Source organism: Chitinophaga tropicalis (assembly GCF_009758205.1).
GTDB classification, from domain to species: domain Bacteria; phylum Bacteroidota; class Bacteroidia; order Chitinophagales; family Chitinophagaceae; genus Chitinophaga; species Chitinophaga tropicalis.
The window spans coordinates 1-21,331 of sequence record NZ_WRXN01000019.1; the positions used below are offsets into that span (position 1 = coordinate 1).

The 21,331-nt window shown below is 43.8% G+C and carries 13 protein-coding genes; 3 read left to right on the plus strand and 10 right to left on the minus strand.

Features of this window, described 5'->3' with window-relative positions; all coding sequences use genetic code 11:
• Nucleotides 1–174 precede the first annotated feature (174 nt).
• Nucleotides 175–570, plus strand: coding sequence for a hypothetical protein (locus tag GO493_RS27710; RefSeq protein ID WP_157309495.1), 396 nt, complete (start codon nt 175–177; stop codon nt 568–570).
• A 346-nt stretch (nt 571–916) separates the two neighbouring features.
• Here the strand turns inward: GO493_RS27710 and GO493_RS27715 are convergent, their stop codons facing one another.
• From GO493_RS27715 to GO493_RS27725, 3 genes are all read right to left on the minus strand, one after another.
• Nucleotides 917–2,455: an ATP-binding protein gene (locus GO493_RS27715; protein WP_157309496.1), complete on the minus strand. Its 1,539-nt coding sequence runs from the start codon at nt 2,453–2,455 to the stop codon at nt 917–919.
• Between the two features lie 376 nt (nt 2,456–2,831).
• Entirely contained in the window at nt 2,832–3,059 is a 228-nt protein-coding gene (locus tag GO493_RS27720; RefSeq protein WP_157309497.1) for a helix-turn-helix domain-containing protein, read from the minus strand.
• Nucleotides 3,060–3,062: 3 nt separating this feature from the next.
• Nucleotides 3,063–3,542, minus strand: a complete 480-nt coding sequence (locus tag GO493_RS27725) for a DUF2975 domain-containing protein (protein ID WP_157309498.1) — start codon at nt 3,540–3,542, stop codon at nt 3,063–3,065.
• A 239-nt stretch (nt 3,543–3,781) separates the two neighbouring features.
• Here GO493_RS27725 and GO493_RS27730 point away from each other — a divergent pair, with 239 nt between their 5' ends.
• Nucleotides 3,782–4,513, plus strand: a complete 732-nt coding sequence (locus tag GO493_RS27730) for a PQQ-binding-like beta-propeller repeat protein (protein ID WP_157309499.1) — start codon at nt 3,782–3,784, stop codon at nt 4,511–4,513.
• 155 nt (nt 4,514–4,668) lie between these two features.
• Here GO493_RS27730 and GO493_RS27735 read toward each other — a convergent pair whose 3' ends face one another.
• Nucleotides 4,669–4,899, minus strand: a complete 231-nt coding sequence (locus GO493_RS27735; protein ID WP_157309500.1) for a WGR domain-containing protein — start codon at nt 4,897–4,899, stop codon at nt 4,669–4,671.
• Nucleotides 4,900–5,053: 154 nt separating this feature from the next.
• Here GO493_RS27735 and GO493_RS27740 point away from each other — a divergent pair, with 154 nt between their 5' ends.
• On the plus strand, nt 5,054–6,955 hold the full coding sequence (locus GO493_RS27740; RefSeq protein WP_157309501.1) for a helix-turn-helix transcriptional regulator: 1,902 nt from the start codon (nt 5,054–5,056) through the stop codon (nt 6,953–6,955).
• 134 nt (nt 6,956–7,089) lie between these two features.
• Here GO493_RS27740 and GO493_RS27745 read toward each other — a convergent pair whose 3' ends face one another.
• From GO493_RS27745 to GO493_RS27770, 6 genes are all read right to left on the minus strand, one after another.
• Nucleotides 7,090–8,007, minus strand: coding sequence for an alpha/beta hydrolase (locus GO493_RS27745; protein WP_198315852.1), 918 nt, complete (start codon nt 8,005–8,007; stop codon nt 7,090–7,092).
• A 23-nt stretch (nt 8,008–8,030) separates the two neighbouring features.
• Nucleotides 8,031–9,929, minus strand: a complete 1,899-nt coding sequence (locus tag GO493_RS27750; protein ID WP_232539133.1) for a glycoside hydrolase family 97 protein — start codon at nt 9,927–9,929, stop codon at nt 8,031–8,033.
• A 281-nt stretch (nt 9,930–10,210) separates the two neighbouring features.
• Entirely contained in the window at nt 10,211–13,501 is a 3,291-nt protein-coding gene (locus GO493_RS27755; protein ID WP_157309502.1) for a T9SS type A sorting domain-containing protein, read from the minus strand.
• Between the two features lie 112 nt (nt 13,502–13,613).
• On the minus strand, nt 13,614–15,206 hold the full coding sequence (locus GO493_RS27760) for a RagB/SusD family nutrient uptake outer membrane protein (RefSeq protein WP_157309503.1): 1,593 nt from the start codon (nt 15,204–15,206) through the stop codon (nt 13,614–13,616).
• Nucleotides 15,207–15,224: 18 nt separating this feature from the next.
• Entirely contained in the window at nt 15,225–18,347 is a 3,123-nt protein-coding gene (locus GO493_RS27765) for a SusC/RagA family TonB-linked outer membrane protein (RefSeq protein ID WP_157309504.1), read from the minus strand.
• A 19-nt stretch (nt 18,348–18,366) separates the two neighbouring features.
• Nucleotides 18,367–21,222 (minus strand): TIM-barrel domain-containing protein, encoded by a 2,856-nt coding sequence (locus GO493_RS27770; protein WP_157309505.1) that lies wholly within the window; start codon nt 21,220–21,222, stop codon nt 18,367–18,369.
• Nucleotides 21,223–21,331 lie beyond the last annotated feature (109 nt).

A 21,331-nucleotide genomic window follows, 5' to 3' on the forward strand; every position in this document is an offset into this window, starting at 1 on the left:
GTAATGATGGGTGAAATTTATAGCTTCATATACTCCAATCCTAGTAATATTAGGGTGGGGTTACCATCAGCGGAATGAGGGGGTACCATGTTCCGGTATGGGGGGATACCATACTCCGGAATCTACAATACTGAATCGTACACTGTACAAGCCGCCGCTTTAAATGCTATCGGGTTGATTAATTCCCAAGAAGCTTTAATGCTGGCCAAAAGGTTTGAAAGCGATAATAAACTTGCGGTTTATGATGCTATCCTGAACCTTTATACAAACTATGGCGGAAATGAACAATGGCCTTACATATACAATTTGTTTCAATCTTTGGCACCACCTAAAAGAAATAACATCGTTCAACAACTTGCTACCCTGACAGGCCGGGTTGAAAACCCGCAGTTTGCTATACAGGGTATCGTTGCTATTAAAGAATTGGGTATACTGGGTAAACAATACGGGATAGCTCCCCAAATTATTGAATTGCTGAAAGAAATTAAAAAGAAGCGAATGTTGTTCAATGACAATGTTTCAGTAAAAAATGTAGATGAAGCGATTAGTGAAATTAATAATGCCAGGTAATGGGTATCAGTTACAAAACAGAAGGCTGCTTTGAGGATTAAACCATCAGTAAAAACGTGAAATTGGTTTCAGCCAGAGAGTAACAGAAGTAACTATACTTTGATGGTTTAGTTTAGTGAACCTGATCTTCCCATAGAAAAGCAACAGCCCGGATTTAAAACTGGCTACTTTCCATTACTCATCCAGTACACACTGTTTCTGCGATCAGATAGTTCGGAACAATTTTAATGTTTCAAAATTTCGCCTTCTGTGCCCTTTTAATCTATCAACAGCAAGAGCCATTACAAAAGTAATTTCTGAATATGGGTTGTATGACCGTTATGAATTCACTTAAGGACTGTTATTATTATAATTCTTTAACGCGATAATCAGCAATATTCCGTTGCTCAGAAGAAAATTCAATGCCTATAGCCAGTTTCTTACGCTCGTCTGCCATATAAGGTTGTAAATAGCCTTTTTCAAAAATCTGAGACAGGGCTTCACTTGCTGAAATGTCCAATTTCAATTCCAGTGCATAGATGTACGATCTTGTTTTTACAATAATGTCAGCGCGGCCTTTGCTGCTATGTACTTCTGTAAAAACATCTACTCCTATTTTTTTAAAGGTGAGATGTGTAATAATATGAAAAATAGATTCAGTATCTGCCTTCCAGTGTTCATAAGGAATACTTCCGATCACTGCATTTAATTCATTGATGATACGGTTCGTATCACCATGCTCAAATGCGGTTCTGAGATCGGCAGTGACAGATATTGAGGTGGCGGGAAATATTTCACGGTAAGCGCTGAGTAGGTTATCCAGCAAACTTACCTTTACTTCCCTATTTGGGTAATCCAGCGTGTACAATTGTGACTCGGGATCGTAACTCTTGATCGTGAGGTAACCTGTTTGAAATAACAGGGGCGCAGAAACAGGGTTCTCAATTTGAAAGCTTCCTAACGATATGTCAGATTCACGGACGTTTTCAAAATTGTATTCCTTTTTCTTCTTAAGAAGATTCACCAAAAAAGATGGGGAGCCAGTGGCAAACCAAAAGTTTCTAAAGGCCTCTTCTTTCATGAAAGAGAGTAAAGAGAACGGATTGTACACCGTCTCCTTTCCAGCCCAACTATAGCCATTATACCAATCTTTGATGTTCTCCAGTAATTGCAGCTTCTCAATACACAATACCCCTGGCAATGTTTCAAGCTCTTCCGAAAAATTTGTTTCTAATTCATGTTGGGTAATTCCGGCAATATTGTTGAAGTGCTTACTGAGAGTGATATCTTCAAGATTGTTAAGGTCAGAAAAAATGCTCACTTTAGAGAACCGGCTTACACCGGTAAGGATTAACAAGCGAATATCTTTATCTGCATCCTTCAATATAGAATACAGGTTTTTTAAAATAATACGGTTCTCTTCAGCCCTGGGAATGTTATCTAAATAATCGATAAGTGGTTTATCATATTCATCGATCAGGATCGCAACCTTGTTTTTTTGAGCAGCCTTCGTAATTAATTCCTTAAATAATTGATCGTAAGCAGTGGTGGTTAGTTCCACCTGTAGTCGTTGGGCATTTTCATGCAATGCACCTTTAATAGCATTTTGCAATCCGATTGTACCAGTACCAATATTTGAAAATGAGATTCTAATAACCGGATTTTTAGCATCCCAATTCCATTTGTCATAGATCCATAGGCCTTTGAAAAGTTCTTTACTCCCACTGAATAGTTCTGATATAGTATCTAACAGAAGACTTTTTCCAAAACGACGCGGGCGACTCAAGAAATAATACTTCCCAGAATCCACCATCTGGTGAATTTTTTCCGTTTTATCAATATAAACGAATCCACCTTCACGTATTTCTCGAAATGATTGTAAACCAATGGGATACTTTCTTGCCATAATGCAAATATAATCCATTGAAAATTAATACGCCAGCTATAAGTCGTTATGAGGAAACAGGTTTTGTTGATAATATAATGAGACAATTAACTTTTCTTAATAACAATCATATATATATTTAATTTATTAATTCCTAAAAGACATTCAATCTATCTATAAATCGGTAATGTGTCCGTTACTAATATTTCCGAGCACAATGACTTTTCATCATAATTGGTTGAGGGGGTAAAGGGTTATTACGTATAGTTAACAGGGTATAATTTAATGCTTTTTCTTAAGATTCAGTTTTTCGGTGTTGTGGTGTCACTTTAATGAGATGGACGGTTCATTGAACGCCAGAAACAATTGTACTACTGCACTAATTCTGCTTCAATTGTTAGCGGTTCGTTACTTTTTTCTCGTCATCTATGTATTCCAAAATGTCACCCGGTTGGCAGTCTAATGCCTTACAAATTGCGTCTAATGTGCTAAAACGAATTGCTTTTGCCTTCCCTGTCTTTAAGATAGAAAGATTGGATAATGTCAAATCAACTCTTTCAGAAAGTTCATTTAGAGAAATTTTTCGCTTTGCCATCATCACGTCTAAGTTTACAATAATTGGCATAGCTTAAATTGTTAAGTCATTTTCAGATTTCATATCTATAGCATTTTGCAATATTTTTTCAAATATTGCTGCAGCAGTTGCAACTACGACAGAAACAAAAGTAGTCACGATACAAATGGCAATAAAACCCGCAGGGTCGTCCTCTTTATTATGGGATACCCTTATGTATAGTCCTGCTATCACAATTAAAACACTTAGTATGATTGCACAATACTTTATGCTCTTTAAAGCCTTAACAGAATTTGATGAGAATACTTTATTCTGCCCGATGTATCCAAGTAACCTGAATGCCTTGTACAGCGCAATAAAAAAAGCGATTGATGCTGCGTATCCATATAAGATCAACGGGTCTAAGTAAATGCTAAACAAGTCTAAATTTGCGGCTCTTCCTTCGGCCAGGGGAAATCGAATCAAAATGGCAAGTGCCACAATGGCGATAAGCACGATGACTGCCTGTAGAAATATTATTGAAATTCTTTTCATAATGATTTCTAAATTTTAGTTTACACTATAAAAATAATAAATAATTATTGATAAACAATAAATATTTAGCGTTTTTAGAAAATATTGGGGAGTAAATTTTTGTCTTGCCAAACTGATTTACAAATTCACGGCAAAGAAAACATTGTATTTTAGCGGGTACATCCTTGGTAGGTATAAGGATATGCGATGTATGTGCGTTCTTTAATGCCAATTTTGAACCTATATTTTAGTCAGATAATATGATGCAATTAGTCCGCCAGTTCCACCAGGTACCGGAACCGCTTATTACGGCAGCAGGCTTTGTTTATAAGAACAGCGATAATGCCATTGTCCGGATAGACAACAATCTTTCAGTTACCGAAAGCGCGCCAGATGCGGAGCCTTTTGTGCTGGCAGCAATGGTAAATGGAGAAGTGATCATCCGGACAAGGGATAAGATCATTGCCTGGGATACAGATAACAATGTTAGAAAGGAATATCCGTTCAATTATACTGGCAGTCTCCAGATCAAGCTGCTGTATGATGATAACATGATCATTCGCAATAAAACGGATGCCGGCAACGGCCAGTTAAATTGGCAGGTGAAAGACGCAGGTATGAGATTCCAGACAACGGATCAGGCTATACTATGTTTTGTGAATACGGAAATATGGCAGATCAATGCCGCGGATGGCACACATCTTCACTGTGTAAACCTGTCATCCTATATTAAGTCAGCAGGTATTGATCCTTATGCCAACGTGATATTCAGAAACAATAGAATGTACCTGGCAGGTATCCTGGATAACATTATCAGCGAATGGAATATAAAGACCGGCGAGCTATTATGGCATTACAGGATACACGACACCAGTAAAGTGGGCGGCAGGGGTATTATGATCCCCGCAACCAAAGATGTATTTTATGTGTTTGATAACCGCCTGTATGTGCTGGATTCAGAACAAACCTTACATGTATTTGAAAGGGGATAAGTATTTGTAATCAACTCAGAGGAAAGGCTCGCGGCACTTAACTATCAAAATAAGACTGTTACCCGAACACTAAACTGATTATCAATGAGACAAATTCTGATGGTAAGATATAGTTGAAATTATATTGCTCAGTTCTTTTCTCATACATTTTTTTATCACAACCGGTAATCATCCCCTAATCTGAAGTAAAACGAATCATCCTTTTTCTTTTCCTGCACCAGCCGCTTATACTCCCTGGCAGCTGTACCTGCATCTTCGAATACTTCTTCCATGACAACGCCGGCTGTGCCTTTTTGTCCGTAACGAGTTCTGATTATCTTGTCCTCAAGCATGATCTCCCAAAAGCAGGGTACATTCTCTTCCTGGAATTCGAAATACTGTATCATTTCTCTGTCTATTTTTATCTTCTTATTTTATATTTATAGCCGGCTTTGTCTCCTAAAAGTACTTATGGAGGGTAGCAAAGATGGAAATCATGTATCTACAAACCCTCTACATGGGCGAAGGAATGCGAACTACAAACACTCTACAAAAACTCACATGTCTCACATAATCAATAAGATAACCATATCCATTGCACTGATCCTCCTGCAGGGAACCGGTAGTATTGCCCAAACACCTGCTGATTCACTTAATACAGTCCTGACGCAAAAAAATATTACACCAGAGCAGAAAGTCATCACGCTTAGCTTACTGGCGCGGGCCAAATCCATTAAAGAAACCGGTAATGCAATTCGTATAGGCATACAGGCAGTGCAACTTGGCCGTACGTTGTCTGATGCCCAATACATCGCTATTGCATATGCCATATTGTCGCAGGTGTATATCCAGGATAACGATATTTCTAAATGTGCTCAGGCTGTAGACAGTTCGCTTTTTTATGCAGGAAAGACGGAAAGCAAAGTGGTTAAAGGAATGGCCTGGTACAGGAAAAGCTGGCTGGAAAATCTTAAAGGTCAACCTAAAGAAGCGCTGGTCAGTGCGCAACGGGCACTAAAATTCCTGGAAGGAACGGCAGCCGTGAATTATGTATCTTCTGTTTATTATATTATTGCCAGCATATATGCGAACCAGTATGATGGTCCACTTCATAAAAAATATGCACAGCTATGCCTGCAAACGGCGCTCAAAAGCACGGACTATGATAACCTTCTCCTGGCCAACCAGACGCTGGGCACATATTGGCAATATTATCATATGCAGCATGAAGACGATCGGTCATCCCTGGACTCTGCCTTTTTCTATAACCGGAACGCCCTCCATCTTTTTCTGGTAAACAGGGAACGCATCATTTTTCAAAGTACTATGGCCATTGTTGCTATTAACATGGCGGATCTCTATGCACAAAACTTCCCCTCCTCTTACCGTGATTCGGTATTTCATTACCTGGACCTCGCACAAAGCATAGGTATTGAAACACATCATGCGGAAGTTATTGCGAACTGTTATGGCATGAAGAGCGACTATGAAGCCGCAGCCGGCAATTATGAGAAAGCAGAGGCCCTTCTGCTAAAAGGCCTGGAAGTAGCCAATGCAGACAGTGCCAGGAACCTGGCAACGCGGATCCAGTTCATGACCGCGCTTTCCGGTATTTCGGAAAAACGGGGCAACTATAGAGAAGCCCTTCAATACCAGAAGCAATATTCAGTTTTGTATACGGATCTCTACAACGAAGAGAAAATGAATATCACAAAGGAGCTGGAAGCTAAATACCAGGCGGAGAAAAATACTACCGCGCTCAAAACAATGCAGCAAACAGCCATGCTCCATAAAAGGCTGGGCTATCTTTATATAGGCCTCGCCCTGGCATCAATAGCGGCAGCTATATTTCTTTTCCGCTTATTTCGTTTCAGACTGAAACTCGCAGAAAAGGAGAAGAAGGATGCCGCCCTGGTTTCGCAGCTTAAGCAGCAGGAGAACAGACAGCTTGCATTCGAAAAACAGGAGGCGGAGCTACAGGCCCGTCTCAGGGAGGAAGAAGCCTTGCGCCTTGCTGCGGAACAGCAACTCCTGCAGGAAAGGCAGGAACGCCTGGAAAAAGATCTGCTGGCGGGCACCTTGCTGGTAGAGCAAAAAACAGTGTTGTTACAAACTCTCCAAAAGAAAATTGCGGAAAACAGGAACGACAAAACCGTATTGACACAACTCAACAAGATCATAGACCAGGATAGGAGGCTGGATGAATCAATGGCCGGCAGTAAAACCGATTTCGATAATATCAATCCCGACTTTTTCGATAAATTAAAAGAGCGCTCTGCCAATTCACTTTCAAGACTGGACCTGAAGCACTGTTCCTATATATACCTGGGACTTACCAATAAAGAAGTTTCCCAGAGACTGGGAATAGCTCCCAAAAGCATCCTGATGGCACGTTACCGTATCAAACAAAAACTAGGATTGGGAAAGGAGGAGGAGCTGGATCAATATATCAGGTCGCTCTGATTTCCAGAATATAGAGATTATGATGTCCAGTGTGTACAATTATGTCCCCGGACCTAATATCCAATTCCATTTGTCATAGACCTATAGACCTTTGAAAAGCTCCTCCCCCATCATCATTCTCACTGCCCGTTTCATTAACGGGCAACTCCAAAAATACGTTGGGAAAACAGGTACAGGTTACGATCCCACTCAGTATTGTCATGCCCGTTATTGTCTACATTCCAGACGTGAGGAAGACTGATTTCGTTAAGGTACTGATGGGCCCTTTCGCTGACCCACCAAAGGCCATCTTTAGTACCACATCCTATCCATAGCAGTTTTAACTTTTCCCGGGCGACTTTAATATCCGGAATGAATTGAACATCATACATACCGCCAAATTTATTCGTATTAGGCGCTGAAGAAAATCCGCCTATATAGGCAAACGTCTCCGGATGATACAAGCCTATATTTAACGACTGTCCGCCGCCCATTGACAAACCGGCCAATGCACGATGTTCAGCGTCGCTGATAGTGGAATAATGAGAATCGATGTAAGGAATTATATCTTTCAATAAATCCTCTTCAAATGATCTCCTGTAACCTTCAAAATTATCTGCTCTTCCGGAACGGCTGGCAGCCGAAGTGTCTGTTACAGTCAGCTTAGTATCGCAGTTAGGAAAAACCATCACCAGAGGCTGAATTTTACCATCTGCAATCAGGTTATCTGCAATGATATCTGCCTGGCACCATTCCGTCCATTGGCGACGGTCTACCCCCAAACCATGTAACAGATATAACACAGGATATTTCCTATCAGAGGAATATCCCGGAGGTGTATATACGCTCATTTCCCGGAGCTTTCCGACCGTTTTTGAGGTGTACTGAACCACTGTTAACTTTCCGTGAGGTACGTCATTACGCTGCACATTAAATCCGGCAGGAGGATCAGGAAAAGTGAGTATAGTATCCGCCTTAACTGAAATCTTACCTGTTTGTGCCTGACAGATATGACTGGCAATAATAAATACGATCGAAATAAATAAATACCTGTTACTCATTCTATTTTTCATAACGTTAATTTTATTCGTTCCAATCACTCAAGCACCATTACAAATCCACCATTTGCATTCAAGGTAAGATCAAATTTATTTTGTCCTGTTGTGTTCCGGGTTGTTTTTGAAAACAGTTCACTGTTTGTACCATCTGTGAACAGCGTTGCCTTTCTTTTCTTAAATGAGCTAATGTCAAGATTAATTTTCTTTTCACTATTTTCTCCATTGATGCCGGCAATGTACCAGCGGTCACCACTTCGCCTGGCGATGACAGCGTATTTCCCGGGATAGCCTTCCAGAAATTTCACATTATCCCAGTTGTCAGGAAGTTTTCTTAAAAACTCTTTTACATCGTCAGGTACATGTACCATTCCTTCGGGTGATTGCGCATAATGCTGTATGCCTGACAAGAATAAAACCGAAAGGGCCAGTTCGAAAGCGGGAGTGGTTTTCCTGGTACAATTAGACGATGTAAGTCCTGTAAGATTCATGGGTGTAAAATCCATTGGGTCGAATGTGTTCCTGGTGAACGGCAACATAGCGCAATGGTTGGCCTGCTTATCGGCAGCCTTCTGATCAAATGTTACCATCTCCATTCCATAAATTGCTTCGGCTGTCATAAGATGAGGATATGTTCTTTGCCAGCCCCTTGGCAATGTAGCGCCGTGAAAGTTTACGAGCAACTTATATTTTGCAGCATCATTCAAAATGTCAATGTAGTATTGAATCATGCTCTGGCCATCTCCACCAAAGAAATCAATCTTTACGCCTTTAATACCCATTGCCTGTAAACGGCTGAATTCTTTTTCCCGTCCCTCCTTCGTAAGCAATATGTCTTTAGGATGATAGCGGATCGTGTTCCAGTCACCTGCAGAATTGTACCATAATATTAACCCAACATTCTTTGGTTTTGCATAAGATGACAGTTCGGCTATTTTATCATATCCGATCTTAGTATCCCAGTCTGCATCTACCAGGCAATATTGCCAGTGCATGTTATAAGCATAGTCAATATATTTTTTCTGTTCCTCAAAAGTGATGTTATCATCCTTGCTATTGATCCAGCTCCAACTGGCTCTTCCGGGTTTTACAAAAGATGTATCCTTTAATACTGCTGCCGGCGCCAGATCGGTGCCCAATGTTGACTCAGCAATTGTTTTCAAACTTCCGATGGCAATAATACGCCACGGTGTAAGCCACGGCTTATTACTCTGAGGTAAATAGCCCCCGCCCGTAAATACCTCTCTCGGATCGGCAAAGCCAATTGAATAAACAGAGGAGGCAGAATCATTTATCAATCTTGTACCGCAATAAGTGCCATCAAGTGCTGCTTCGGTGATCAATACCCATGTTTGATCTGTTTTAAACAAAGCAGGGTATACCCAGCCCGACTTTAACGGCGATACCGTGCCAACAGAAATGTCCTGCAAATAATGTTCTTCATAAGACGGATGACAGTGTTCGAAACCTGTTTTTGCTTCACTCATGGGTTGCAGCCATGCTCTTGTTTTCCTGTCGAATGTAAATGAGGACTGTTCCTTAACTATCGTTTCATTATTCTTTATCCAGGGAAACCGATAACGGAAAGCAACGCCGTCGTCAGATAACCTGAAAATGATATCCATTTTTTCCTTTTCAGGATTAGCAAAAGATATCACCAATTGATTGGCCTGGTAAAGAATGCTGCTTTTCTTTGCATTCTTTGTCTGGTAGCTATCTGTTATACGTTCTGGTTTTGATGTCATGACCAGTTTCATGCCTTGTGTAAAATCATGCCCCTTCATCATCACACCTAAAGCCGAAGGCTGAATGACGTTAATGCCGGATTTTTGTATCCTGTATTGAATTTCACCTGAAGCTGACAAGAATACATTTAGCGCAATGGATTTATCCGGGCTTTGCAGTTGAGCAACCTGTTGTGCCTGTAACAGATTCATCATTCCAATTCCCCGGCCATTCATGCCAATAAGGAGCCAAACTAAGAGAATTGTGTTTTTAAAACTCATTTTCATAACCATTATGACTTAAAATTTTATCAAATCCAAAAGAAAATATCGATCTTCCCATAGGGTTCAAATGGGCTTGCTGACCACTACCAAGTTAAGTTAAAACGGGCTCAATTTTCAATGCTCAAACATACATTGCTTTTTAACAGCACCATTTATGCAAAAAATTGGGAATGCTTCGCTGGAAGCATTCCCGGAAACTGGTGAAAAATCTGTCAATGAACGATGAGCTTCTTAGTGAAACTCTCCCCTTTCGAATCTATCGTGACAATGTAGAACCCTGCATTAAGCCGCGAATCGATCTCTATCTTGTTACTGCCGTAAGTTTTCTTTTCGTAAAGCATTCTGCCCTGGTTGTCATAAATTCTTACGACCGCACTTTCTGAAATATCCTGAAGAAGGACCGTAAATCTTCCTTCAATGGAGGGATTCGGATATATACTAACGGCATTTTCATTAATGCTGACCTTCGATGATACTCTGGCAGCTGAAGCCGTTCCTGCTTCCAAAACCAACGGGGATAAATAACTTCCGGCGATCACCTGTTGTGAAATGCCAGGCCCTTGCCAGGATACAGCTACATTATCACCACCACCACCTTCTTTATGAAGCACTTCAATGTAGTATTTTTGCCCGGCAACCAGGCTAATGGCAGCGGATTGCTGTGTGCTATACTTATTCCATTGTCTTGAAGTGGTCCACCCATTCACATAAGCTATCCTGGAGCTATTGGCTGGGTTATCGGTGGTGCTCAGGTATAAATCCGCGTTGTCATCTCCCGCTATCCAGAAAGTGTAGCTTCCGCTTACAGGAGGATGGATATATCCGCGGATCCTGGTTCCATAGTTATCCGCCCAGTTTGTGGGGCCTTCCAGGCTGGTGATCTGATCCCTGCCGGTAGGATTGTTTGGATAACTGGCATTGGAGGTCAGGCTACCAATAACAGTTCCGCCAATCCCTGTCCAGGATTCTCTTAGTATGGAGCCGGTCAGGGTGATGTTAAAGGTTTGCGTACTCTGACATCCTCCGCTATTGGTGTAGGTAGCCACATAGTTGCCCGCCTGGTTGGCCTGGATATTTGAAATGGTTACTTCCCGCGTAGCAGCACTGAAATTATTCGGTCCGCTCCAGCTCCACGATCCTCCCTGTATGGGCTGAGGGCCAAACTGTACGCTGCCACCTGCAGATACAGAGGCATTGGCTGTTTGCTGCCAGGTCCCGCCGTTGAGCTGTACATACGGTGTGATGGCAGTAGGTGTACAGGGAGCAGGGTCCCAGTAAATTAAACCTCTTCCTCCGCCGGCGCTCATATATACTCTTCCGGCAACGTTCATGTCTCCGACCAGCAATGGCGCGCCTGCAAATTCATTGGCGTCGTCGTTTATCCTGGTCCATGTAGCACCCTGATCTGTTGATCTGAAAAGCCCTGTCACACCAGAGACTGTTCCCCAGATGAAAACAGTAGGATAGCTGGATCCAGACATCGCCTTTCCCATTCCTACCGTTTTACAATAAGTTACATCTGAAACAGTTGTATAAGCCGCTCCATAGTTGCTTGAATATTTTAAGCCATTACGGCCAAGAGGTACCCATACATGCCCTTCAAGACCCGGCGCTGTCCGGATCTGGGCTGATTCCCAAGGATAATTCGCTGTTGACGCACCCGGCGTGCCCGCTACTGAAAAGCTGACTCCTTTATTGGAGCTTCTCAGCATTTGTCCGTTGCCTGGATTGTATATATAAAAGTAGTTTGGATTTACCTGGTCAGCAACAGGAGCTGCGTCTCCGAGGGATACACCCGAACAGGCGGTCCAGCTGGATCCGTTGTTCGTCGTATAGTAGGTAGTTGCCGAACCTCCGGGGCAATGCAGTATTGTTCCCCCGTCGGCGCTGATGGCAACCTTTCCCTGTGAACCCATATTGGTGGGGGTTCCTGTCCACGTAGCACCTTTGTCCGTCGAATAGTAAACAATGTTTCCCCCGTTAGAAGCTCTTACTACTTTGTTTGTGTTACCTGCAGCATAAGCAATGCTCTGGTTGTTCCCGTCTGTAGGAGAAAGTCTTTTTGATGGATAGGAAGTCAGCGGCTCATGCACAAAGCCGGTTACATCTCCGAAAGAAGAAATAAACGGCCCTCCCGGAATGCTTATCCCGTCAAGCAACGCTGTTTCTTCAATCCCGATCACATCATATTTCCATGAGGGATTTGTGGCTGTAATATCGGAACAGGTATATATTCCACCTCCGCCGATCACCCGCACTTTTGAAAGGTTGGACTGGTCGAACTCGATACAGTCCATCCAGTTAACACCGCCTCCGGCAGACCATTCCATGCCGTTACTATCATAGGTGGCGTTCGTACCGTTTTTAAGCGTCCAGGTTGATCCGCCATCGGCAGAGAGGAAAATAAAGTCTCCCCAGCCGGTACCAAACTGGTTATTCCAATACAAGCCACAGGTAGAAACTATTACCCGGTCAACATTGGTCGGGTCTATGCTTACTCCGCCGTATGAATAATCCTTCCAATGAGCGGGGGTAACGTTTGTCCACACACCGGTAGTGGTGTTGAGCTTATATAACTTCCCATCTCCTCCTCCAGATTGGGGTCCTGCCTCATCCGAATAGGTAACATACATGGTAGTTCCCTGCAGCGCTGCGCGGTGCGGCATAAAACCGGTGGTTGCGGAAATGGCGGTAAAGGTGGCTCCTCCGTCTGTACTTTTATAAATATTCTCGCTTCCGGTGCGGGAAACGCCTATATATATGGTTTGAGAAGCCCCGTTCACTACGGCGCCTGAAGGATCATAAAGTACAAAACATATTCCGTTCTCATTGGGGGTAGTAGTTACGCCGTTCCACGCAAGGTTCCAGGTAACGCCGCCATCTGTACTTTTCCATAGTCCGTTAGCCCTGGTTCCGCAGAACAATATGTTACTGTTTTTGGGATCTACGGCAAGACGTTCTCCGTTTCCGCGTCCGCTCCCATTTCCATGCGCTTTAAATTTATCCGTAACATCTGTGTAAGTGAACGTATTTCCTTTGTCGGTGGATTTCAATATAGCCGTTCTTCCGTTGTTGATGTAGGAAGTCCCGCAGAGCATGTAAACATTATTAGGATTTTGCGGATCCAGCGCTAACGCTTCCACACCAATAAATCCATTTTCTGACTCGTTAAGCCAGTCGAGCAGCTGAACCCATTTATTGTTAGTGGCATCCCAGCGATAAGCTCCGCCTACATCCGTGCGGCAATATCTATCGCCCGATGTTTTGTGGGTAACGATCCCAGTCACAAAGCCGCCGCCACCAATAGGTGCATTCTTCCAGGTATAGCCGGTGTTCTGCGCCTCCGCTTTATAGCCCAGGAACACGATACTTACAAGAAGTAAACAGAGAAACGCAAGTTTCTTTTGCCTGAACTGCGGGAACAAATGAGGGGATATGAAAGATCCGAAGACAAAAAGCAGCATAACCTTTTGTTTAAATAGCGCCAGTAATTTGGTTTTCATAGATTTTATATGGTTTAAGTAAAAATGTGTAGCAGCGCGGTCCTCTGAGTCTCAAATGATTTTGCCGGGGGGATATTCTGATCCCCCCGGCAAACGATTTAAATAAAGCTAATTACCATCCGGCATTTTGTTTCAATACGTTATTTGACAAAGTGATCTGTGAATAAGGTATTTGTACCAGACCCTTTGTTTCCGTAATCTTTGATGCTAAAATGGTTTTTGTTGTATTCACTCCGCCATTCTGGAGGGTTACTGACTCAGCAATGGCAGATGCAGCAACATCTATGCCCTGACGAAGCAGGTCCCAGTAGCGGATCCCCTCTCCTGCAAACTCAAGCCTTCTTTCATTCATAATATTTTCCTGGCTTACCGGGATCTGAACAAAGCTGGCGCCTAAAGCTCTTTTGCGTACATCATCAAAGTAATTTTGTGCGCCCCCGGCACCTAATTCAGCCGCCATTAACAATACATCCGCATAACGGATAGATACATAGTCCTGGTACTGGCTGATCATGAAGCTCACGCCACCCATTTTTTCCGCCAGGCTTTTTCCTGCTGCATCAGCCATTGGCGTATATTTTTTTATGCAGTAGCCTGTATACTCTCTCTGATCTTTTATATTCTGGAAATCAAGTCCTTCGTCCTTTATAGAAATAATAGAAGCACTTCTCCGGCTATCTTCCGGGGCGTAGGCATTCCAAAGCCTGGGGTTCACCGTTGCTCCTCCCCAGCCCATTCCATAGGGATAAATACTCTGGATACGGATACCGAACATTACCATCCAGTTATTGCCATCCACGTTGCCGTTCCAGTCGCTGGTATAAGTGTATTTGATGGCAAACACGGTTTCCTTATTATCCTCTCCTACGTAGTTATTGAGAGAGGCTGCAGGCCATAAATTGGCAAATTTGTCAACCAGCCCGAATCCTCCGTTATTAATAACATCTTCCAAATAAGCAAGCGCCTGTGCTTTTGACACCTCCCCTACCAGGTCTGCTTTGCTATAGGCGCCGGTGTAGTAAAGGAACACGCGGCCAATCAAAGACTCAGCGGCCCATTTGGTTACCCGTCCGCGGGTGGAAGCGTCCTGACTGCCATAACCGGTAGCAGGAAGATTGGAAGCTGCAAACTTCAGGTCGTTGGTAATGAGCTTATAAACGCTGTCCGGACTGGCCTGAGGCACGTTATCGGTAGTAGGTTTTGTGATCAATGGAATACTGCCCCATAACCTGATCATATCAAAATAGCAGTATGCGCGTATAAACCTTGTTTCAGCTTCATAAACATTACGCAGATTGTCATTTCCTTTCCAATCCACTCCGTCCAGGTGTGACAAAAGCATGTTGGCGCGGTAAATAGCTTTGTAATAAAGGCTCCAGCTATCGCCAAACATATTCTGGTCAGAAGGTGAACGAAGCTTATCAAACTCGTCCATCATTTGAAAACCAAATCCGTCTGCATTGCCGGTAGCTCCGAAAGCCTCGTCGGACATGACCGTCGACGCCACAGGGAAAGCAACCCCACCTGACCACACACGCTGCAAGCCATCGTATACGCCTACCAATGCTTTCCAGGCATCGTCCGGTGTTTTATAAAAATTCTGTTCTGTGGCAGATGTTACATCTTCCGTGTCAAGGAAGTTTTTACTACAGGCTATCAATGATAACAATGCGGTAAACAGTATATAAACTTTAATGTTTTTCATTGCTGATTCATTTTTAATTTAAAAGCGGATGTTTGCCCCAACCATGTATGTTCTGGGCCTGGGATAATATCCAAGGTCCACTCCTGATGAAAAACCTTCATTATATCCAACTTCCGGATCCATTCCCCTGTACCCGGTAATTGTAAAAGCATTCAGCACAGAAGCGTATACTCTCAGCTTGCCCAGGTAACTTTTCTTAACCAGGTTCGCAAAATCATAGCCGAGTGTAATAGTGCTGATACGAAGGAATTTCCCATCATGAATATACAGGTCGGAGAACTGCGCCCAGTTGGCGCCATCTTCTGTTACCCTGGGGATCCTGTTGGATGTTCCCCGACCATGCCAACGTTCCAGGATCTCCGTAGTATAATTACCGAAGCCACCCGGACCTCTCCATGATTGCACCAGCTGATTACCTGAAACACCGGATGCCTGAATAAAGAGATCAAAGCCTTTGTAGTCCAGCGCTACATTAAAACCAAATGTGAAATCAGGATTAGGATCACCGATCTTTGTTTTGTCATTAGCATCAATAACCCCATCGTTGTTCAGATCAACGTAACGAACATCTCCCGGCTTGGCGTTAGGCTGGATGGGCGTGCCTGTTTTACCTTTATAGGCCAGTACATCTTCTGCTGTCTGGAAAATGCCGTCGGTTTTAAGTCCCCAGAAATAGCCTACCGGCTCACCGTTTGCCGCACGGTAAAACTCACCTGCATTAGCATACAGCACATTGGTATTGCCATGAAGCACATGGTCGTTTGTAGGAATATTTCCTATCCTATTTTTGTTATAGGCGCCATTTATACCAATTGAATAATGGAAGTTCTTACCGATGCTGTTGCGGTAATTAAGCGCAAGCTCAACACCGGTATTCTGTACATCGCCACCGTTGATCAGCGGGGCATCAGCTCCGGCGGTGGCCAGAATAGGTACTGTAATTAACCAGTCTTTTGTTTTTTTGTTATAATACTCGAAGGTTACGTTCAATTTTTTCAGCACGGTAGCGTCAAAGCCGATGTTGGTCTGTTCTGAGGTTTCCCATTTTACATCGGGATTGGCGATGCGGCTTGGGTAGGCCCCCTGTGTATTCGCTCCTTCAACGGGCCCGAAGATATATGCCGTATTGCTGAAGCTGATGGGAGACAGATACTGATAGGCAGCCACATTCTGGTTGCCTACCCGGCCCCAGCTACCGCGAACTTTCAGGAAGTCCAGCCAATGAGCGCCCTGCATAAAGTTCTCCATAGAGGCCACCCATCCTGCGGACACGGAAGGAAAATATCCCCAGCGGTGCCCGGGTGCAAATCTTGATGACCCATCAGACCTGAAGGTGATATTCAACAGGTATTTTTCCCGGAAGTCGTATTGTAAACGTCCGAAATAAGACAGTAAAGCATTTTCAGTCGGGGACCCGCCAACGCTCATATACGGAGCGCCCCTGTTCACATTCTGGGCTACAGAAAGATAAGCGTGCTGCAGGTCGGCCACACGCAGGTACCAGTTGCTACCATTCATACCCACTGTTTTTGTTTTCAGTGAGGAACTACCGGCCATTACGCTGAAATGATGGTTGGTGGTTACATTAAAATCATAGCTCAGTAAATTATCGAACTGAAGGGTTAGTCCGTTACCCATTGACTGGGTCACCTTGGAGGTGTCATTAAAAGAATAAATAGAAAGGTGATAAACCGGTGTATAACCATGACTTTGATTAGAGGTATAATTTATACCCAGGCTGGAGCGGAATTTTAATCCTTTAATGGGTTCTGCCTGTATATACACATCACCAAACAAACCCTGGTTGCTGTTCCGGTTCCGGGTGGTATAGTCCATTACTGCATAGGGATTGGCTTCCGTATTGTTCCATGCCTGATCGGGTTTTCCCGGGTACCAGCCTTTTTTGTCGCTGCTGAAATAATTACCGGCCGAATCATACATGGGCAGTAAAGGGCTTGTGCTGAAAGCGCTGCGCAAAGTATTGTTGTACTGTCCATCTACCAAAATACCATGACTATTCTGATAATTGAATGTAAGATGCTCTCCCAGCTTAATTATATTCTCATATAGGTTGTGCTCAGAGTTTATCCTGAAGGTGTAGCGTTCGAAGCTGGAAATGTCAGATCCGCCCACAATGCCGCCCTGGCCTGTGTATCCCAGTGATAAGGAATAGGCGGAACCTGCACCGCCACCCTGTACACCGAGTACGTAGTTTTGGGTAGGTACATTATTTTTAAACATCTGGTCAAGCCAGTTAGTATTCACAGGTAAATTGTTAACTACGTCATTGCTGAAATAAGGAGCTTTACCAGAGTTAACTGCGGCTTCATTTATAATGGTAGCGTATTCTTTTGCATTCAATAGTTTTGCTTTACGGGGCGGCCGCTGAGCACCGTAAAAAACATCGAGGGTAACCTGTGCTTTCTGATTGAGTTTCCCTGATCTTGTGGTAACCAGGACAACACCATTGGCCGCCTGGGAACCGTAAATGGCGGCGGAAGCGGCATCTTTCAGGATGTCAATGGATTCAATATCCGCAGGATTCAGGTATGAAATATCGCCAGTCTGAACGCCATCAACAATGTACAGCGGAGAAAAATTGCCAACCGTACCTTTACCACGGATAATAACGTTCATTCCTGAACCAGGCTGTCCTGAATAAGAAGTGATCTGTACACCAGGCGCCTGCCCCTGCAAAGCCTGCAGTGCATTGGTAGTATTCTGCTTTTGAATATCGGCGCCTTTTACCTGTATGTTGGCCCCTGTAACCAGTTTTTTCTTCTGTGTACCGTAACCGATCACTACTACATTCTCCAGCTGGTTCTCTGATTCCTGCAGCCGGATATTCAATTCCTGCGATTCAACCTTTACCTCTTTTGCAATAAACCCTATGGAAGAGATCACCAACACATCGCCGGTGGATGCGTTAATGGAAAACCTTCCTGTTTCGTCGGCAACGGCGGAGGTATGGGTATTTTTTACTGTAACCGAAGCCCCCGGAACCGGGGTGGATGTGCTTTGGCTGGTTACTGTTCCACTCACTTTCGGCGTTTGAGCAAAAGTGCTTTTGCTTAGGGTAAAAATCATAATTGTCCCCCAGAGCAGCAATATTCGCAAGCGAATAATTTTGGCTGACTTCATACGTGTGAATTTAAATTGGCTATTTTTTTATGTTTAAATGTTTCCCTTCATAAACCACTTCTTTATCGCATGCTGTATCAAAATCCAGGCGCCTGTCTTTATCCGGTTTTATCATATTTATACGGAATGTTCTTTTCTGCAGCATACCATTGAATGAACCTTTCCGGTCGCCGATGGTAACGGTTCCTGTTGCTTCATCATATTTTACCGGGATGATGGAAAAAGCGCCTTTTTCGTAATTGTAATTGGCTTCTTCGTCTTCATACAGGTTGAAGGAGGCATTTGCGCCGGTGTAAATGTTTAATGTAATGGTATCCGCCTGTTTCTCTGTGGTGTACTGTAATGCAGGCCCGAAAGGCACGATGGATCCGGCTTTTACAAATAAAGGCATCCGTTCATAGGGAGCTTCGGCAATAATTTTCTGACCGCCTGCGTACCATTTTCCGGAATAGAGATCATACCATCCTGCACATCGGGGCAGGTACAGGGCACGTTCCGTTTGCCTGTATTCGCAAACAGGATTTACCAGCAGTGAAGGCCCGAACATATATTGATCGCCGATGTTCAATACCGCTGTATCTGTTGCAAAGTCCATTGCAAGCCCCCGCATGATGGTATAGTCATCATGATAAGCCCTGCCGGCCAGTGAATAGATATAAGGAAGTAAACGGTAACGCAGTTTATCGTAATAGAGGAAACTTTTATAAGCAGGATGGTCTTCAGAAGCCGTATTATATACCTCCCGATATGGGAATTGCCCGTGGGAACGGAACAAAGGAACAAATGTGCCGAACTGCGACCAACGGGTCATCAGCTCTCTCCACTCTTCCAGGTTTTCGCTATCCGGGCTTTCGAATTTCCGGGGCACCACAAAACCACCTATATCCATGGTCCAGTAAGGAAGTCCGGACATGGAGAAATTCACGCCTGCAGCTATCTGCGCTTTCAGATCGACCCAGGTGGACCCGATATCGCCGCTCCATATGGCTGCAGCATAACGTTGTGAACCTGCAAAGCCTGAGCGTGTGAGCAGGAAAACCCTTTTGTCAGGGTCTGTTGAACGCTGTCCTTCATAGATCCCTTTTGCATTTTGCAGGGGGTAGGCATTCAGAAATTCGGCTGCGCTACCTAAAGCGGTAGGTGTCATTTGCAGCTTTCTTTTCTCCGGGTCCACATTAGAAAGGATGTCAGGCTCACTCGCGTCCATCCACCATGCGTCAATTCCTTTACTGTAGATCTTTTCATTGATCAGGTCCCAGAAACCTTTCCGGGCTGCTTTATTAAAGGCATCGTAGAAAGTGGATACATATCCATCACCGATCCAATCCCTTTGCCGGTCGGCTATATTTCTTTTATAGAGCCATCCATTTTTATCAAACTTGTTGTACGCTGGTATGCCGTCATAAAATTTGGGCCATACCGATATCATGATCCGGGTGTTGTACTTTTTATGCAGCACACCGATCATACTGTCTGGAGAAGGAAAGCGTTTTTCGTCAAACTCCTGGCTGCCCCATTCGGCTTCTCTCCAATAGCTCCAGTCCAGCACAATGTTGTCCAGGGGGATCTTTCTCTTGCGGAATTCATCGACAGTGGTAAGTATTTCCTCTTGTGTTTTATACCGTTCCCTGCTTTGCCAGAAACCCAATGCCCATTTGGGCACAATAGGCGCTTTACCTGTAAGGTTCCGGTAACCGGAGATCACCTCATCCATATTGTTACCATAAACGAAGTAGTAATCGACCTGCTGGCCGGCTTCCGAACAAAAGCCAAAGCTGTTTTGCTCTTCTTCGTTCAATGGCTCCTGCCATTTCAGAGAGAGATAGGATTCAGCGCCTTCTGGTATCCATTCAATTTTAACAGGTACCTTTTCTCCTTTTTTGAAATTCCAGGGCACCAATGCAGACGCGGGGTTCCAGGCTTTTCGCCAGCGATCTAAGACCAGCTTTCCATCCAGCCACATTTTCAGGGAACCGCCATAAGTGAACCGGAACTGATGCAGGCCTGACAGATGGCTGGCAAGGCTTCCTTCCCAGGTTACTATGCCTGTAGCAGGTGTAAATTCCCGGGGGAGCTGGATCTTTGAGTCTCCGAGGAATCCCATATTAATATTTGCCTCTGCCCTTTCTGTACTTATTTCCTGCGGTTTATGTGTATTATTGACATAGGCAGCGGTAAGCCAGCCCGGTTCTCCCTTCTTTGAAAAAAGCTGCATGGAAGAAAGCGGATGAAGTGGCCTGACATCGCCAGCCCTGGTCAGGGAATAATTGTCCCATAAAATGCCATAGTTCTTATTGGATATTAAGAAGGGAATGGCTACTTCTGTATTGTTCTGGAAGAAAGTAACCTGCTGTCCCCGGTAATTCATTATACCGTCCTGGTGCTGGCCCAATCCATACCACGCATCATCCCCCGTGGTCTGAAAGGTTTGCGTCAGCGTGTAAGACCGTTTACCGTCAAACACTACGGATTGAAAATTTCTTCCAAATGACTGTTTTTCAGCCAGTATCTTTTTGCCGGTGAGATCTGTGAAAGTGACGGCCCCGGTTTTCCGGTCAACAATAGCGGTTAATTTTTTTGTTTTGAGGATCAGGCCTTCCTTTGAAGGAATAACATTCCATGTAAGCCCGGGCTTTTTTTCGTAAACAGTGATCAGGCTATTACCAGGGATTATTTCTTTTCCCGGAGCTGCGATCACTCTTATAATATTATCCGCAATTACCTCCAGTTTAACAGCATGCGGTGAACCCGTAAACAGGGAGTCTGTAAAAAGTATTACGCCATCAGGAAGTCTGATATAGGCGGGCGGCACTGCCAATAAGTCATTCAAAAATGCAAAAGTCAGCAGACTAAACAGCAACAATCTCAATTTCATATACGTGGATTAGTATGCTGTAAAGCTATTACCTGACCTTCTGAAAGCAGGCGGTCGAATGTTTCAAACTGGGGGGTTAAATGTTACAAACAACTGATTTTCATCCTGT

Bases quoted from the DNA above. Each gene is read 5' to 3' on its own strand.
- GO493_RS27740 (WP_157309501.1), top strand. From the start codon at position 5,054: ATGTCTCACATAATCAATAAGATAACCATATCCATTGCACTGATCCTC.
- GO493_RS27715 (WP_157309496.1), bottom strand. From the start codon at position 2,455: ATGGCAAGAAAGTATCCCATTGGTTTACAATCATTTCGAGAAATACGT.
- GO493_RS27750 (WP_232539133.1), bottom strand. From the start codon at position 9,929: ATGATGAATCTGTTACAGGCACAACAGGTTGCTCAACTGCAAAGCCCG.
- GO493_RS27730 (WP_157309499.1), top strand. From the start codon at position 3,782: ATGATGCAATTAGTCCGCCAGTTCCACCAGGTACCGGAACCGCTTATT.
- GO493_RS27760 (WP_157309503.1), bottom strand. From the start codon at position 15,206: ATGAAAAACATTAAAGTTTATATACTGTTTACCGCATTGTTATCATTG.
- GO493_RS27745 (WP_198315852.1), bottom strand. From the start codon at position 8,007: ATGAAAAATAGAATGAGTAACAGGTATTTATTTATTTCGATCGTATTT.
- GO493_RS27720 (WP_157309497.1), bottom strand. From the start codon at position 3,059: ATGCCAATTATTGTAAACTTAGACGTGATGATGGCAAAGCGAAAAATT.
- GO493_RS27735 (WP_157309500.1), bottom strand. From the start codon at position 4,899: ATGATACAGTATTTCGAATTCCAGGAAGAGAATGTACCCTGCTTTTGG.
- GO493_RS27770 (WP_157309505.1), bottom strand. From the start codon at position 21,222: ATGAAATTGAGATTGTTGCTGTTTAGTCTGCTGACTTTTGCATTTTTG.
- GO493_RS27725 (WP_157309498.1), bottom strand. From the start codon at position 3,542: ATGAAAAGAATTTCAATAATATTTCTACAGGCAGTCATCGTGCTTATC.
- GO493_RS27755 (WP_157309502.1), bottom strand. From the start codon at position 13,501: ATGAAAACCAAATTACTGGCGCTATTTAAACAAAAGGTTATGCTGCTT.
- GO493_RS27765 (WP_157309504.1), bottom strand. From the start codon at position 18,347: ATGAAGTCAGCCAAAATTATTCGCTTGCGAATATTGCTGCTCTGGGGG.